The organism is Flavobacterium sp. CFBP9031 (assembly GCF_034044945.1).
Classification (GTDB): domain Bacteria; phylum Bacteroidota; class Bacteroidia; order Flavobacteriales; family Flavobacteriaceae; genus Flavobacterium.
This window is the reverse complement of sequence record NZ_JAXCWF010000002.1, coordinates 305,884-322,649: the sequence shown is the minus strand read 5'-3', so window position 1 is coordinate 322,649 and position 16,766 is coordinate 305,884. Positions and strand designations below refer to the sequence as shown.

The window sequence follows — 16,766 nt, the reverse complement described above, 5'->3', positions numbered from 1 at the left end:
AAAACCATTCGCGGTGCGAATGGTTTTTTTGTATTGGAATTTGGAATTTTTGAATTGAAGTTTATAATTTAAGAATTACCTTTGCAAAAATTTTTATTTATGTCAAACATCTATTTAGGATATCATTTTACGATTGAGCCGAAAGAATTAGGATCAGAAATTTTAGTTGCTGAATTGGGCGAAAAAGCGTTTGAAAGTTTTACAGAAACAGAAAACGGAATCTCGGCTTTTGTGAAGAAAGATTTATGGGATGAGAATATTCTGGATGATATTTACATTTTACAATCTGAAGAGTTTAAAATTGAATATACCATTGAAGAAATCGATCAGGTAAACTGGAACGAAGAATGGGAAAAAAACTTCGAACCAATCGATGTTGATGGAAAATGCCACGTAAGAGCTCCTTTTCACCCAAAAACTGACGCTGAGTTTGATATTTTGATCGAACCTAAAATGAGTTTCGGTACTGGCCATCATGAAACTACTCATATGATGATTCAGCATTTATTGGAAATGGATGTAAAAGGCTTAAAAACACTTGATATGGGGTGCGGAACTGCCATTTTAGCTATTTTAGCAGAAATGAAAGGCGCTGAACCTATCGATGCCATTGATATTGACAATTGGTGTTATTTAAATTCTATTGAAAATGCCGAACGCAATAATTGTAAACATATCAGCGTTTATGAGGGCGATGCGGCTTTATTAGCGGGTAAAAGATACGATTTAATCATTGCCAATATCAACAGAAATATTTTGTTGAACGATATGCAGGCTTATGTTGATGCTTTGAACCCAAAAGGAATTATTCTTTTTAGCGGTTTTTATGAAGAAGACATTCCATTTATTGACGCTTCATGCGTTGAAAAGGGATTAACTTATGTTAAAAAGCTTCAAAGAAACAACTGGGTATCTTTAAAATACGTAAATTAGATACTGATAATCAATTCAGTACAAAACCTATAAGATATGAGTACTAAAGAAAAAGTAAGAGAAAGAGTTCGCGAAAAAGAAGCCATTGCTTTTAATAACGAGATCATTGTTTATAATGATGATGTAAACACTTTTGATCACGTAATCGATACTCTTATGCGTGTTTGCGACCATACGGCTGAACAAGCTGAACAATGCTCTTTGATTGTTCATTACAACGGAAAATGCACTGTAAAAACTGGTCCGATTGAAAAGCTTAAACCTCAATGCACACAACTTTTGGAAGCTGGACTTAGCGCCGAAATTGTCTAATTGATCCATAATTTAAAAACGCATTCTGTTTTGTTCTATATTCGAATAAAATAGAATGCGTTTTTATTTGTCTTATTTTAAATCAAAATATCACATTAAAAACCGTTTAATTTAACAATAATTTAAAAAGCATTCGATTTTATTCTATATTTGAACGAAATAGAATGCTTTTTTTATGGAAGAATATGGAAAGATATTGATTATTGCAATGCCCATTTTTTTGACTTTAATTATCATTGAAAAAATATACGGCATTTATGTAAAAAACGATACGGCGCCACTTATAGACAGCGTATCGAGCATTAGTTCTGGCATTACCAATTCGGTAAAAGATGTTTTAGGACTCAGTATTACTTTTCTTTCTTATGAATGGCTAGTTTCTAAAATTGCATTACAGCACTTAGAAGCCAATGTTCTCTCCTATTTCATAGCCTTTTTTGTGATTGATTTCTACGGATATTGGAGTCATCGACTAGCGCATCAGATTAATTTTCTTTGGAACAAACATGCTATTCATCACAGCAGTGAAGAATTTAATCTTGCCTGCGCATTACGTCAGCCCATTGCTAGTTTGGTTAATCTCTTTACTTTTTTATTGATTCCTGCTGCTTTACTGGGTGTTCCTGCTTCAGTAATTGCGATAACGCTTCCTATTCACTTATTTTTGCAATTTTGGTATCATACCAAACACATCAAAAAAATGGGCTTTTTGGAGCATATTTTAGTAACTCCTTCGCATCATCGGGTGCATCATGCTATTAATTCAGAATACCTAGACAAAAACCACTCTCAGATTTTTATTTTTTGGGATAAACTTTTTGGCACTTTCCAAGAAGAATTAGACGAAGTTCCACCGGTTTTCGGAATCACAAGACCTGCCAATACCTGGAATCCTATTAAAATAAATTTTCAGCATTTGAGCTTACTTATAAAAGATGCCTGGCGCGCTCCAAAATGGAAAGACAAACTCACCATTTGGTTTAAACCAACAGGCTGGCGCCCCGAAAATTTTGAAGAAAAATATCCTGTAAACAAAATTGAAAATGTTTTTAATTTTGAGAAATACGGCACTCAAAACTCTCAAAAATTAATTTACTGGTCGGTCTTACAAGTTTTAATAACCTTACTATTTGTAAGCTATCTATTTGAAAATATTGCCAAAATTGGTCTGCCAAATATTTTTATCTACGGTTTTTTTATTTTCGTAACCATATATAGTTACACAGAGCTAATGGACAAAAGTAGATTTGCTCTCTTATGGGAAGGCATCCGACTAGCAATAGTAATTGGTATTATTGGCTATTACGGAGACTGGTTTGGGCTAAATCGTACAATTCCAATTAGTAATTACATTATTTTTACCTACCTGATTTTATCTTTTTTAACAACACTTTATTTTGTTAATTTTGACTTTAAAACCAACCAAAACCAATATACCAATTCATAACCCCTATTATGAGAAACTCATCTTTTTTTAAAATTTACGCTGCATTTAGTGTGGTTTACCTCATTATCCTGCTCACTGGGCACGAACGTTTTGATCTTTTTCTCAAACCCATTCTAATACCAATTATTGGGTTTGGCGCTTACTTTTATAGAAGTTTTCCAACGCAGAATATTTTATTAGCTGCGCTTGTGCTCTCTTGGCTTGGAGATGTTATTTTACTTTTTTCAGATCTTGGTGAAATTTATTTTATTCTAGGACTCGTATGTTTCCTATCTGCACATATCATCTACTGCATTCTTTTCAATAAGCAGAAAAGAATTAGAAAAAAGCAAAACAAACCTATTTTTATATTTGGCAGTATATTAATTGCAGTCTATTTAATCGGGATGGTTTCTCTATTAATGCCCCATTTAGGAGATCTTGAAATTCCTGTCTCTATTTACGCTTCGATAATTTCAATTATGCTTTTATTTGCTTTCAACGGATTTTTAGTGTGGGAAAAACCGGGAAATCAGCTTGTGTTTTTAGGGGCTGTTTTCTTTATTATTTCTGACAGTATTTTGGCTGTAAATAAATTTTATGCTCCAATTCCTAAAAGCTCCTTTTTTATTATGTTAACTTATCTTCTGGCACAATATCTGATTGTAGTTGGTGTTTTAAAACTAAATCCAAAAAAAGAACAGCAAACAGTTTAACTTTTCCAACCACCTCAATGATGAAAAAAATAGCACTTTTAATTGTTTTAGTAATCTTTGCTTCTTCTTGTGTAAGCACAAAATCGACTTTAAAAAATGTTGATGATAATGCGCCTGATTTGATTTTGAAGAAGGACAATACGTTTGCTATAACGCAATTTGCTAAAGACAAAAAGTACGGTTATGATCCTGATTATCCTGTTAATATATTTTTTCAAAATACAAATAGTGAGACTTTAAACGAAACCCGTTTCTTAAATGCTTTGGCTGGTCCTAATGGCGAAAAAATTACGTATACTAGATTAGAAACTTGTTGCCCGTTTCCAACCAAAAGAAGCAATATGGGCGCTGGATTTTTGAATGTTTATGAATTGAAATGGGAAGGGCAGAAAAAGCCTGTAAAACTCTATTTGAATATTTATGAAAAAGGGATTTTAATGGTTCCGATGGGATTGAGGTTGAAATAGAATAATCTCAGATCATGATTATGCTTACTATACTACCGTTATTGCTGATTATTTTACCCGTATTATCACAGTTAATCTGGGGAACATTTTCTATCTATAGACCTGCATCATTTAAATTCAGCCAAATTTCTTGGATCAATTTTATCCTGCAAATTGTACTTTCTCTTGTGGCTTTTAATATTGCTGATTATAATTTTTCTAAACAATATGAACGATATCCAAATCCTATGAGATGTGGCATGCCACTTTTTGGAATGGCTGTAGCTTGTTTCTTTTTACTTTTTGTTCTTATATTGATTCTTGCAATTCAATTTATAATAAGGAGATGGCGAGCAAAAAGAAATAGGATATAAATCTTACTATTTCTTGCATTAAACTGTAAAACTTTAGAACATGATAAATGTCATTTATTAGTTTCTTTTGATGCTTTAATATTGCCACGGAAAAAGCACTTAATGGTTTTAAAGAAATTTTAGCAATTCGTTAATTCTACTCAGCTCCTAGTCAGCTATTCGAGTTCTTAAAATAATCTTAAATCTTCATCTGCTATTCATAAATCATAACTACCTTTGCAGTGCAAAAAATAATTTTATGAACTTACAACATATTCCACAAATTAAGCATACTGACAGCGGAAATTTCTTTTTATTGGCAGGGCCTTGTGCTATCGAAGGAGAAGAAATGGCGTTGCGAATTGCTGAAAAATTAGTTGGTATTACCGACAAACTTCAGATTCCTTATGTATTTAAAGGATCTTTCAAAAAAGCAAACCGTTCTAGAATTGACAGTTTTTCGGGCATTGGTGACGAAAAAGCTTTAAAAATCTTAAGAAAAGTTTCAGAAACTTTTCATGTTCCAACTGTAACAGATATCCATACAAACGAAGATGCTGACATGGCAGCTCAATACGTTGACGTTTTACAGATTCCTGCATTTTTAGTACGCCAGACCGATCTTGTTGTGGCTGCTGCCAATACCGGAAAAGTGGTAAACTTGAAAAAAGGACAATTTATGAGTCCGGAGAGCATGAAACATGCTGTTCAAAAAGTTTTAGACTGTAATAATGAGAATGTTATGGTTACAGATCGTGGTACTATGTTTGGCTACCAAGACATGATTGTTGATTTTAGAGGTATTCCTACTATGCAGCAATATGCTTCTACAGTTCTAGATGTAACACACTCTTTACAACAGCCAAATCAGACTGCTGGGGTTACAGGCGGAAGACCTGACATGATTGAAACAGTAGCAAAAGCTGGTATCGCAGTTGGTGTTGACGGTATTTTTATCGAAACACACTTTGATCCTGCAAATGCAAAAAGTGATGGTGCTAATATGCTTCATTTAGACTATTTTGAAGGTTTGATGAACAAATTAGTAGCTATTAGAAAAACGGTTAACTCATTTTAATTTTTTATAATACTTAAGTTCTTTGAAAACAAAAATTTTATTTTTCTTACTGACTTGCGTTTCTTTAAACACATTTGCTCAGGAAGAAATACCAGTACAAAAATATGCTGCCCATAATAAAGGAAAATTCTTTGTTATGTGGGGTGGTAACAGAGAAAGCTACTCAAAATCTGATGTAAACTTTAGAGGTAAAGATTACAACTTTACAGTTGAGAATATGGCTGCTCATGACAAACCAAAAGGATGGCATGTTGATTACATCAATCCTGTTAACATGACTATTCCTCAAACCAATTTGAGATTGGGTTACTTTTTTAGTGATCATTATAGTGTTACAATTGGTGTTGACCATATGAAATATGTAATGTCACAGAATCAAATCGCAAATGTTACCGGAAACATCAATTTACCTGCAGATGATCCCGCGTCAATTTACAATGGTAATTACAACAATACTCCTGTAGATATGTCTCAAGGAGGAGCGAAAGAAGGCGGTTATGGCAATGGTGAAATAAATGTAAATGGTCCAGCTTTTTTAATGTACGAACATACAGATGGTTTAAACTACATTAATACGGAAGTTGCAAGATTTGATGATGTTTCTAAATGGTTTGGATTACCAAATATTGATAAAGTTCAGATTAACTTAACCGAAGGTATTGGCGCTGGAGTTTTATATCCTAAAACAAATACTACTCTTTTAGGTAAAGAACGTCACGATGATTTTCACGTTTCTGGTTATGGTGTTTCTGCAAAAGCTGGTTTAAACGTTACTTTCTTCAAGCATTTCTATATTCAGGGAGAACTAAAAGGTGGTTACATCAATATGCAAGACATTAGAACAACTACTAGCAATGAAGATAAAGCTTCTCAGCACTTTACTTATTTTCAAAGAATTATTGCTGTTGGAGGTATTTTTAGACTCTAATATTTCGTAAAATATATTTAGAAAATAGCTATCATTTTATTTGGCAGCTATTTTTTTTATCATTTACTTTGTACTTCAAAGTACTTTAAATTTTACTTTATGAAAAACAAAAAATATTTATTTCCGATTATTACTTTTTTCTTAAGCTTTGGCTGTGCCTTATTCGTGGCTATAAAAGTTTTTCCGAATAATCCGTTTACTGGAACATCCAAAACAGAAAAAACAGCTGTTAGCAAGTTTAAAGACGGAGATCTTATTTTTCAAACATCAGAATCTAAACAGTGTGAAGCAGTTCGCATTGCGACAAATTCGAAGTTTTCTCATTGTGGAATCATTTATGACATTAACGGAAAATGGTTTGTTTTTGAAGCTGTTCAGCCTGTAAAGCTTACTCCGTTGGAAGATTGGATCCAACATGGAAAAGATCATAAATATGTTGTTAAACGACTAAAAGACGATACTGTTTTAAAACCAGAAGTTTTACAAAAAATGAAAGACTACAGCCAGCAGTTTGACGGTAAAGAATATGATGCTTATTTTGAATGGACTGATAACAGGATATATTGCTCTGAATTGATCTGGAAAATTTATAAAAATGCTGCAGGAATCGAATTGTCTCCACTTAGAGAATTGAAAGATTTTAATTTGCAAGATCCGAGAGTTCAGAAAATACTAAAAGAACGTTATGGTAACAATATACCATTACAGGAAAAAGTCGTTGCTCCTTCTGACCTTGCCGATTCTACTATTTTAAAAACTGTAATAGACACTTATTAATATTTTAAAAAGCTAGATTGCTTTATTGTTTCTAGCTTTTTTATTTATCTATTTACTTTGAAATTCAAAGAACTTTACAAAAAGTTAACCTATGAAAGATTATTTGATTGAAAAACTGTATGAATGTTCTAAAAAACCGTATCAAAAATATTTCAAGAAGAACCAGCCTTGGAATATTGAGAAAGGTCTTTTAATGGATTACCCTGAAGAAAGCCTAGGATTTAGCTTGGGTAGTTTTCTTTATAAAAATCATTTTGATATCCAAGAAAAACTGGAAGATCACGACATCATTCATGTTCTGACCAATACGGGAATTTCAGTTTATGAAGAAATCGGAATGCAGTATTATTTACTCGGAAATGGAAAGAAAAGCTTGTATTTGTTTATGGTCATACTAACAGGCACTATTTTTTATCCGAAACGTATGAGCTATTTCATTCAGCAATTTAAAAGAGGGAAAAAGGCAAATGCCTTTCATTACCTCGATTTTTCAAAAATGCTTTTTTTGCCAATTCAAACTATTCAGCAAACTTTTAAAATTTAAAAATCATGAAAACAATTTATAATCCTTCTGAAGAAAAACAGTCTACAGAATTAGCTATTGGCACATTTGCAATCAGTACAATTCTATTTATTCTTTACATCGTTTCAAACGGAAATGCTATGGTATTAGTTATTGCATGGCCTTTCGCTTTAGGAGCAATAATTGTAAATGCAATTATGTTTGTGCATTTGACAGATTTATTTATTCATCTCTCAGAACAGCGAAAAGATCTTGGAGTGAAGCTTCTAATCTTATTTTCAAATATTCCAATCCTCTATTTTTATTATTTAGTTGTGATGAAATCTTGACATAAAAAAAAGCCACAAGTAAAAACTTATGGCTTTTTGTATCTTATTCTGAAACTTAATTTGCTTTTTTAGTTTCAATTCCGTTTTGGTCTAATAAATACATTAATGTGGTCATTGTCGCTGCACCAAGTTCAAGCTCTCTTTTATTGATTGCATCAAATTTATCGTTTGCTGCGTGGTGATAATCAAAATAACGCTGAGAATCTGGTTTTAAACCTGCTTTTACAATAGCTTGAGAAGTCAAATAACTAATATCTGAACCTGCATGGCCAATTGTGAAACTGTGTACCAAATAAGGCTCAAAAAGGTCTTTGTAACCTTGAATCTTTTTCAAATTAGCATCATCTGCTTCAATTGAAAATCCTCTTGGAGAAAATCCGCCTGAATCACTTTCTAAAGCAAAAATGTGGTTTTCTTTATTTTGTTTTGAAACCTCTTCATATTTAGCTCCACCTTTTCCGCCATTTTCTTCGTTCATAAACAATACCACACGAATCGTATTTTTTGGCTTATAATTTAAGTTTTTCAAAATACGAATTACTTCCATGCTCTGCACTACTCCTGCTCCATCATCATGAGAACCATCTGCTAAATCCCAAGAATCTAAATGTCCTCCAACAACCATAATGTTTTCTGGAGTTACACTTCCTGTCAATTCACCAATTACATTATAAGACAATGCATCTGGTAAAGTTTCGCAAGATTGTTTAAAATAAAATTTCAAAGCTGGATTTCTTTTTAAAGTTTTACTCAACAATTCTGCTCCATTTGTACTAATAGCAGCTGTTGGAATATATTGTTCTTTTGGCAAATCACCGTAGCTTTGAGTACCTGTATGAGGGAAATCGTCTAAACGTAAATTCATAGAACGAACAATTGTTCCAACCGCACCTAATTTTGCAGCTTCTTTTGCTCCAGCATATCTTTGGTCTACGCAAGCTCCATAAGACGTAAAAGTTTCAATATTTTCAGGATTCATTGGTCTGTTATAAAAAACAATTTTTCCTTTTACTTTATCTGCTCCAAGTTCATTTAGTTCTTTAATTCCTTGAACTTCGATTATTTCTGCTGTAAGACCTGTTTTTGCAGTAGCTACAGAACCCCCAAGTGCACAAATCGGCACAGTAGTTTTCACTTTTCCATCAAGAATGTAAGCCGTTTCTTTTTCGCCACGTACCCAATGAGGTACCATAACTTCTTGTAAATAAACTTTATCTAGTCCTAAACTTTCTAATTGTCTTTTAGTATAGTCAACTGCCAGTTCTGCACCTTTAGATCCAGACAAACGAGCCCCGATATCGTTAGACAAATATTCTAACCAAGTGTAACATTTTGATTCGGTTAAAGCTTTTTTATAAAATAATTTGATGTTTTTTTCATCATTTGTCTGAGCAAAAGATGTCAATCCGCTTAAAACTAATGCAGTTAAAAGAATCGTTTTTTTCATAGTTTTGATAGTAATTTTGGAGTTTATAGTGCTTTTGGCACGTTCACAAAGGAACAAAATTATTGACAGTTCTAAGTTCTTTTTCTTAACCTTTTCTCAAAAAAAAGCTCCAATTACAAATTTTTCAATTTGCAATTAGAGCTTTTACAGATTTTTTAAATAAAGACTATTTAACTTCAATAATCTTATTTTTCGTTCCGATTCCGTTTTCATTAAAAGGCTCAATCGTAAAATAATATTTTGTTCCTTTATCTAAACCTCTAAAATCATAGGTATTATCACCGAAAACCATAATGCTGTTATACAATTTATCTGGTTCGATTCCGTAATAAATATTATAACCAATAGCATCAGCTTGTTTTTTCCAAGAAATCATAGCGTTTCTAGAATCTGCCTTGTTTCTGTCTACTTTAAAAGAAGCAACAGCTTTTGGTTTTGCTGCCAATCCATTTCCAAAAACTCTAAAATCTGAAATTGCAAATAAACCAGATGCATTATGAATATTCTCCATTTTAATGTAACGCGCTTTAATAGATTTTGAAAGCTCTACATAATCATGAGGTGCATCTTTATCATTTTTAGATTTATCTACAACCAAAGTCCAATTTTGAGCATCATCAGACATATAGATTTTATATTGATAATAGATATCCATTGCTTTATTAAACTGCGTTGCTTTATGGTCTGCATAATTAATCTGAAGAGCATTAATTTCCATTTGTCTTCCTAAATCCATTTGAAGCCATTCTCCTGGATTGCTAGTTTTTGCAGACCAATAGGTTTGAATGTTTTCATCGGTAAGATTTTCTGGTCCATAACAGAATTTCTCATATACTTTTTTACCGCCATTATCCATTCTGTGCGTTTCTACTTCCATACATTCTTCTGAAGAAGAAACCGTTACAGGCTTTTTATAGGAAAGCAGCATCCATCCAGAAGAAGCTCCTTTTGTTTGATCACGTTGGGCTGTTGGCAATACAATTGGAAAATCCCCATAAGCTGTGATCGAATACATTACATCATCTTTATCAAATCCGGCAGGAAACATATCTATACGACGCTCAAAACGATCTTTAATAGAGATTTTGCACGTTCCTGTATTCCAGTAATTTCCATAATTATCTGCGAAAGTATTTCCGTGTCCTGCTCCAATTACAAATCCGCCTGGTTTATATGACATCGGATTATGTTTTTGGTACGTAAATGGCCCTAACGGATTATCTCCAACATGAACACCATTTGCGTAGCCTTTAAATTCGGTAGCAGGCGCTCCATATTGCATGTAATATTTTCCGTTATGTTTTGTCATCCAAGCTCCTTCAATAAAATTCCCCCAAGGTGCAGGTTCCATATCGTTATTTGGTCCAAAACGCTCCCATCCGTGAGCCGAAGGATCCAAAATAGCGACTTCCTTAACTTGTCCATAAACTTTCTGAATATCCTCTACTTCTGTCGCTTTATACAATTCTGCATAGTCTGCTTGATTTCCTTTTGGAAGCCAAGTATTATAATCAACCTCAACACCTACAAGTGGTAATTTTCCGCTTGAGCCGTAGTACATATATACTTTTTTGTCATCATCTTGAAAAATCGCTGGATCCCAAGTTGGCAGCATTGCTTTGTCTACGTGACGTGTCCATCTTCCCGATTTCGGATCTGCCGTTTTCCAAATCGGATGATCTCTTTTCCAAGTTGAACCTACATAAAACAAAGTATCATTTACAACCCATGCTGCTGGAGCACATTGGTCGTCATCTCCTGGCTGTCTCTGGAAACTTCCGTAAACAAAATTCCAGTCTGACATGTCTTTACTCCAAAAGAAACCAGCCTGATTGGTTGCAAATAAATAATATTCGCCTTTATAAGTAATAATTACTGGGTCCGCGCTTGAACGGCGTGATTCTGGAATTCCGTTGTGATTATGAGTCGTAAAATTGTACCCAATATTTATCGGATTACAATATGTTGTTGCTGGTCTGCTAGGGTCAAACCATTCTGTTTTACCAGAATTTTGTGCCGAAAGACTACTTCCGAAAAGCATCGAAAGCAATAAAATTGGCTTAAATTGTTTATATATATTCTTCATGGTTAGATTCTTTAGTTAAGCTTTACAACTTATTTTTTAATCTCTTTTCTTTCCTTTAAAAGTTCGGGTTCGTTTGTAGTAATGTAATTGAATTTGTGTGCAATAATCCAATCCATATCTTTAGCCTCATTAACAGTCCAAGCGTTTAGAATAATTTTGTTATCCTTTGCTTCTTGTATCCATTCAGGATGTTTTTGAAAAACAGAATAATGGTAATCAACACCGTTAATTTTATCCGCCTTTACCTCTTTTGGAGATTTATTCCCTTCTAAATATTGCAAAGAAGTTTTAGGGTCTATTGCTCTGATTTTTTTTAGAATATCGTAATCAAAACTGATGTAGCAGGTATTTTTATCGGCTTTTAATTTTTTAATGGTTTCGACTGCTGCTACACCCGTTTTTTGTCCTCTTTCTTTACTGATTTCAGAAGGTTTAATTTCGCAAACCAAAAGTGTATGCTTGTTATTTCGCATTCCTTCTGAAATATATTCATACAACGTTGGAAGTTTTTCTCCGTTAGAAAGTTTAAACTTTATCAAATCTGCATAATTTGTTTCTTCAATAAGCAGTTTGTTGTAATGGGCATCATGATTAATTACAAGTGAATCATCTGCTGTTCTCCAAACATCAAACTCTGATCCTGGCAATTTTAAATCTATTGCATGTCTTAATGATGCAATAGAATTTTCAGGCAGATTATTCTTTTTCCAAGCTCCGCGATGTGCTACTATTGCATTTTTTTGCGCATTGCAATAAGAGAAAGCAATAAGACATACGGCACTAAATATTTTAATTTTATTCATAATAACGTAGTTAAAAAATTACAAAAAGGTTTTGTCTTTTTAGAAAAAAAGCCCTCCAAACGAAGGGCTTTTCACTAATCAAATAAACCAACTATTTAGTTAACTCAAAACTAACTTTCTTATCGGCATTTGAATTTCCTCCAACGAAAATATCAAACTGCCCTGGCTCTGCTACGAATTGTAAATCAGAGTTATAAAATTTTAAATCCTCAACAGTAATATCAAAACTTACTGTCTGTTTTTCACCTTTTTTAAGTGCTATTTTTTGGAAACCTTTTAATTCTCTAACTGGTCTTGTTACTGAACCAACTAAATCTCTAATGTATAATTGAACTGTTTCTTTTCCGTCAAAATTTCCAGTATTTATTACATCAACAGTTACTTTCAATTTTCCAGATGGATTCATTTTATCAGAAGAAATTTTGATGTTTGAATAATCAAAAGTTGTGTAGCTTAAACCAAATCCGAATGGGAATAAAGGTTCGTTTCTTTCGTCAATATAATTTGATCTGAATTTCTCGAATTTCCCTTCTGTGTTAGAAAGCGGTCTTCCTGTATTTTTGTGTGCATAATAAATTGGCAACTGTCCAACACTTCTTGGGAAAGTTGAAGTCAATTTTCCTGAAGGATTTACATCTCCGAATAACACATCAGCAATTGCATAACCAGCTTCTGTACCAGCAAACCAAGCATTTAAAATTGCTGGAACTGTTTTTTCTTCGTCTGTAATTACTAACGGACGTCCATCAAATAAAACTAAAACAACTGGTTTTCCAGTTTTTAATAACGCATTTAATAAATCTTTCTGCGCTTGTGGAATTTCTAAGTTTGTACGGCTGCTAGATTCTCCGCTCATTTCTGCAGATTCTCCTAAAGCTGCTACAATTACATCTGACTGCTCTGCTACTTTTAAAGCTTCTGCCAATAAATCTTCTTTTGAACGAGCATCACGGTGTAAGGTTTTACCGAACATTGTCGCATTAGTTTCAAAAGTTTCATCGTAATCTAAGTTACTTCCTTTTGCATATAAAACTTTAGTTCCAGCTCCCGCTACTTCTTTAATACCTCTCAATAATGAAACGGCATTTTCCATTTTTGTAGCCACACTCCAAGTTCCTGGCATATTTTCTTTAGCATCTGCCAATGGTCCGATTAAACCAATTGTTCCAGATTTTTTAAGTGGTAAAAGCTGGTTTTGGTTTTTTAATAAAACTAAAGATTGTGCAGCAATATCACGTGCTTCTTTTCTGCTATCTGTTGTAAAAATCTCCGTTTTTGCTCTCTTCTCATCACAATATTTATACGGATCTTGGAATAATCCTAAGTCGTATTTTGCTTCTAGAATAAGTTTTACAGCATTATCGATTGTTTCGATTTTTACTTTTCCTTCGTCCAAAGATTTTTTCAAAGTTCCTAAGAAACCTTCTCCAACCATATCCATTTCAACACCAGCATTTAGAGATTGAGCAGAAACTGCTTGTAAATCTCCCATTCCGTGCTCAATCATTTCAGGAATTCCAGTAAAATCTGTTACTACAAATCCTTTAAAACCCCATTGTTTTCTTAAAACATCTGTCATTAACCATTTGTTTCCTGTTGCTGGAATTCCGTCAACTTCGTTGAAAGAAGCCATAACCGAACCTACACCAGCATCTACTGCAGCTTTGTAAGGAGGGAAATAGTCATTAAACATTCTGATGTGGCTCATATCGACAGTGTTGTAATCACGTCCACCTTCTGGAGCTCCATATAATGCAAAGTGCTTAACACAAGCTAAAATTGAGTTATTTTTTGAAAGATCATGCTGTTGGTAACCATTCACCATTGCTTTTGCAATCTGGCTTCCTAAGTATGGATCTTCTCCTGAACCTTCAGAAACTCTTCCCCATCTTGGATCGCGAGAAACATCAACCATTGGAGAAAATGTCCAGTTAATTCCGTCTGCACTTGCTTCTTTTGCAGCAATTTGTGCACTTCTTTCAATTAATCCCATATCCCAAGTACAAGATAAGCCTAACGGAATTGGGAATGTTGTTTCGTAACCGTGAATAACGTCCATACCAAAAAGCAACGGAATTTTTAAACGGCTTTTTTCAACCGCAATTTTCTGCACTTCTTTAATTTTTTGAACTGATTTAATGTTGAACAAACCACCCACTTTTCCTTCAGCAATATTTTTTGCCACATTTGAGCTGTTTGCCTGCCCAGTGGTAATATCACCAGATGTTGGCAAGTTTAACTGACCCAATTTCTCGTCTAAAGTCATTTTTGACATTAACTCCGCCACAAATTCAGACTTTGGTTTAATTTTCACTGTATTTTTAGCTGGCTTTTTTTGAGCATAACCCAAAACAGCGCATCCTAAAAAAAGTAAGACTAATTTGTTTTTCATGTGTATTTAATATTTGTTTTTAATCGGAACATGGAATCACTTTTCTTTGTTCAATTTTTTGTTTGAATCAAAGTGATTTCATTCTATTCTATTTATTTGTTTGTATTCGTTTTTCTTTGCTGTAACATCCAGTCATAGATCTCTTTGTTATCATAAACTCTTGTCCAGCTGTCATGATTTGCATCATCAAAAATGGTCAGCTTTACATCTTTGGTATTACATTTTTTCAATTCATTATAAATCGTGATGGCATAATTTACATTTACCACATTATCCTGTAATCCGTGGAAAATTCTGGTTGGAATATTAGCTATTTCACAAGCATGTTCTAACTGAATTAAATCTACAAACCCGCGACAGGTACATTTGCTGCAAATAGATCCGGATGTGAAAAAGCCAAATTCCAAGAAGCCCAACCTCCTGAGCTCAAACCAGTAACATATATTCTTTCTGAATCGATTTTATTCTCTTTCTGAATTTTTACAATCAGCTGATAAATTGATTCTATATCCCAATTTTCGTCTTCTTTGCATTGCGGGGCCAAAACATAAGCGTCTAATTGGTGTGTTTTTAAATATTTTAAAGGACCATTAATTTTTACTTTCTCCAAATCGGTTCCTTTTTCTCCATCGCCCGAAATAAAAACAATCAATGGTTTTTTCTCCTTAACATTCGCTGGACGATGTAAAACATATCCCAGTTCATATTTAGACATTATAACTGTATTGATTTTTCCAGTTGTTTCACTCTGCCCAAAAACAACTATAGAAAACAACAGAAATATAAATGCTAACTTATTTTTCATAGAACCTTAAATTCCGTATTTTCCAGATTTAAATCCAAGTTTTGTTAAGCCTTGTTTTACTTCTGGAGCATTCATAAACAATTTCCACAATAATCCTGTTCTGTAATTTTCGATCATTACAACTTCTGGACCTTGATCAATTGCCAAATAACGTTTTGCTACCCATTTATTTCCTAAACTAAGAGCATCATAAAAACCTGCATTTCCCCAAGTTTCATCTTTATGATTCTCATATAAATTGCGAATAAATGTCATTGATTCTTTTGGCGTATAAACGATTGAGCTAATTGCCGCTGTCGGAGAAATCACACCTTGATCGTTACTTGGCATATGTGCATTATATCCAATAGAACCGTCAGGATTTCTTGAATATGATGCTGTTAATCCCCAATATTCTGGTCCATAACCCGCAATTTTTTTCGGATTTTCAACACAATATTCGTAGTTAATTTTAGTCTGATTAACATTTAAATCCCAATAGTTAGCATATTTATCTGTCAACTGGTTTGGATCTAAACCTACATAAGAATAATGCGCCCAGAATAATGGACCTCCAAATTCTTCTGCACCATTATGCTTTAAAATAAGTGGGATATTGTATTTTGTTTTTGAAGAAACTATACCACCGCTTCTCGCCCATCCTTCGTGATATGCTTTCGCATCGATTGCATGCGTTGGTGAAGACGCTGCCATTACGTAAGTAATAAGACATTCGTTATATCCTTCTAATGGAAAATTCATCTCCCAAGCATAGCTCGGAGACCAGTGCCAGTACAAAACATTTTTATTATTTGTGTACCATTGCCAGTCAACACCTTTCCAAAGTGCATCAAATTTTTGTGCTACCGCTTTTTCTTTTTCAGAACCATCTTTAAGATATTCACGAACGGTAATCATTCCTGCAACCAAAAATGAAGTTTCGACTAAATCACCACCATTATCCTTGGTTCCAAAAGGTTTTACTTTTCCTGTATTTCCGTCAATCCAATGAGACCATGCTCCATGAAAACGATCTGCTTTGCCTAAAAAATCTGCAATTTTGTTAAGTCTTTCTACCCCTTGCTCTTTAGTAATATAACCTTGAGACATTCCTGAAACAAGTGCCATTAATCCGAAACCTGAACCACCTGTTGTAACGATATTCGAATCATTTTCAGGATAAACTCCGTCAGGATGATAACGTTCTCTCGCTAATCCAGAATTTGGTTCTGCATAGTCCCAGAAGTATTTAAAAGTTTGTTTTTGAACAGCATCTAAAAGCTGCTCGTCTGTTAATGCAGTAACGCCAGAAGTATTTTCCTGTACATTTTCTTTCGACTTATCGGCATTGGATCCACAACTAAAAAAAGTAAAAGCTAAAAATAAAACTGAAATTCTAACCATTATAAAAATTTAAGATTTTAATAAATAAT

Annotated in this window: 18 protein-coding genes; 11 read left to right on the top strand and 7 right to left on the bottom strand. The window is 33.6% G+C overall.

Features of this window, described 5'->3' with window-relative positions:
• The first annotated feature begins 99 nt into the window (after window positions 1-99).
• From prmA to SOM12_RS04860, 11 genes are all read left to right on the top strand, one after another.
• Complete coding sequence (prmA, locus tag SOM12_RS04910) at window positions 100-933, top strand: 50S ribosomal protein L11 methyltransferase (protein ID WP_095927735.1); 834 nt, start codon at window positions 100-102, stop codon at window positions 931-933.
• A 36-nt stretch (window positions 934-969) separates the two neighbouring features.
• The gene (locus SOM12_RS04905; protein ID WP_095927736.1) at window positions 970-1,245 is read left to right on the top strand and encodes an ATP-dependent Clp protease adaptor ClpS; all 276 of its coding nucleotides are present in this window, start codon (window positions 970-972) and stop codon (window positions 1,243-1,245) included.
• A 175-nt stretch (window positions 1,246-1,420) separates the two neighbouring features.
• A complete protein-coding gene (locus SOM12_RS04900; protein WP_320492621.1) occupies window positions 1,421-2,692 on the top strand; it encodes a sterol desaturase family protein in 1,272 nt (423 codons plus the stop codon).
• Between the two features lie 8 nt (window positions 2,693-2,700).
• On the top strand, window positions 2,701-3,387 hold the full coding sequence (locus tag SOM12_RS04895; protein WP_320492620.1) for a lysoplasmalogenase: 687 nt from the start codon (window positions 2,701-2,703) through the stop codon (window positions 3,385-3,387).
• 20 nt (window positions 3,388-3,407) lie between these two features.
• On the top strand, window positions 3,408-3,854 hold the full coding sequence (locus SOM12_RS04890) for a 2-dehydro-3-deoxyphosphooctonate aldolase (protein ID WP_095927739.1): 447 nt from the start codon (window positions 3,408-3,410) through the stop codon (window positions 3,852-3,854).
• Between the two features lie 20 nt (window positions 3,855-3,874).
• Window positions 3,875-4,207: a hypothetical protein gene (locus tag SOM12_RS04885; protein WP_320492619.1), complete on the top strand. Its 333-nt coding sequence runs from the start codon at window positions 3,875-3,877 to the stop codon at window positions 4,205-4,207.
• Between the two features lie 238 nt (window positions 4,208-4,445).
• On the top strand, window positions 4,446-5,264 hold the full coding sequence (gene kdsA / locus SOM12_RS04880) for a 3-deoxy-8-phosphooctulonate synthase (RefSeq protein ID WP_320492618.1): 819 nt from the start codon (window positions 4,446-4,448) through the stop codon (window positions 5,262-5,264).
• A gap of 22 nt (window positions 5,265-5,286) precedes the next feature.
• Window positions 5,287-6,192: a hypothetical protein gene (locus SOM12_RS04875; protein WP_320492617.1), complete on the top strand. Its 906-nt coding sequence runs from the start codon at window positions 5,287-5,289 to the stop codon at window positions 6,190-6,192.
• Window positions 6,193-6,291: 99 nt separating this feature from the next.
• Window positions 6,292-6,969, top strand: a complete 678-nt coding sequence (locus SOM12_RS04870; protein ID WP_320492616.1) for a YiiX family permuted papain-like enzyme — start codon at window positions 6,292-6,294, stop codon at window positions 6,967-6,969.
• Window positions 6,970-7,060: 91 nt separating this feature from the next.
• Window positions 7,061-7,513, top strand: a complete 453-nt coding sequence (locus SOM12_RS04865; protein WP_320492615.1) for a hypothetical protein — start codon at window positions 7,061-7,063, stop codon at window positions 7,511-7,513.
• A gap of 5 nt (window positions 7,514-7,518) precedes the next feature.
• Window positions 7,519-7,821 carry a hypothetical protein gene (locus tag SOM12_RS04860; protein WP_320492614.1) on the top strand — a complete coding sequence of 101 codons (303 nt, stop codon included), beginning with the start codon at window positions 7,519-7,521 and terminating at the stop codon, window positions 7,819-7,821.
• A 55-nt stretch (window positions 7,822-7,876) separates the two neighbouring features.
• Here SOM12_RS04860 and SOM12_RS04855 read toward each other — a convergent pair whose 3' ends face one another.
• From SOM12_RS04855 to SOM12_RS04825, 7 genes are all read right to left on the bottom strand, one after another.
• Complete coding sequence (locus tag SOM12_RS04855) at window positions 7,877-9,268, bottom strand: M20/M25/M40 family metallo-hydrolase (protein WP_320492613.1); 1,392 nt, start codon at window positions 9,266-9,268, stop codon at window positions 7,877-7,879.
• Window positions 9,269-9,434: 166 nt separating this feature from the next.
• The gene (locus SOM12_RS04850; protein WP_320492612.1) at window positions 9,435-11,354 is read right to left on the bottom strand and encodes a discoidin domain-containing protein; all 1,920 of its coding nucleotides are present in this window, start codon (window positions 11,352-11,354) and stop codon (window positions 9,435-9,437) included.
• 29 nt (window positions 11,355-11,383) lie between these two features.
• Window positions 11,384-12,157 (bottom strand): glycerophosphodiester phosphodiesterase family protein, encoded by a 774-nt coding sequence (locus SOM12_RS04845; RefSeq protein WP_320492611.1) that lies wholly within the window; start codon window positions 12,155-12,157, stop codon window positions 11,384-11,386.
• A 91-nt stretch (window positions 12,158-12,248) separates the two neighbouring features.
• Window positions 12,249-14,549, bottom strand: a complete 2,301-nt coding sequence (gene bglX / locus SOM12_RS04840; protein ID WP_320492610.1) for a beta-glucosidase BglX — start codon at window positions 14,547-14,549, stop codon at window positions 12,249-12,251.
• A 92-nt stretch (window positions 14,550-14,641) separates the two neighbouring features.
• Entirely contained in the window at window positions 14,642-14,818 is a 177-nt protein-coding gene (locus SOM12_RS04835; protein ID WP_320492609.1) for a hypothetical protein, read from the bottom strand.
• A 74-nt stretch (window positions 14,819-14,892) separates the two neighbouring features.
• Window positions 14,893-15,354, bottom strand: a complete 462-nt coding sequence (locus SOM12_RS04830) for a prolyl oligopeptidase family serine peptidase (protein WP_320492608.1) — start codon at window positions 15,352-15,354, stop codon at window positions 14,893-14,895.
• A gap of 6 nt (window positions 15,355-15,360) precedes the next feature.
• On the bottom strand, window positions 15,361-16,737 hold the full coding sequence (locus tag SOM12_RS04825; RefSeq protein WP_095927755.1) for a glucoamylase family protein: 1,377 nt from the start codon (window positions 16,735-16,737) through the stop codon (window positions 15,361-15,363).
• Between the last annotated feature and the right edge of the window lie 29 nt (window positions 16,738-16,766).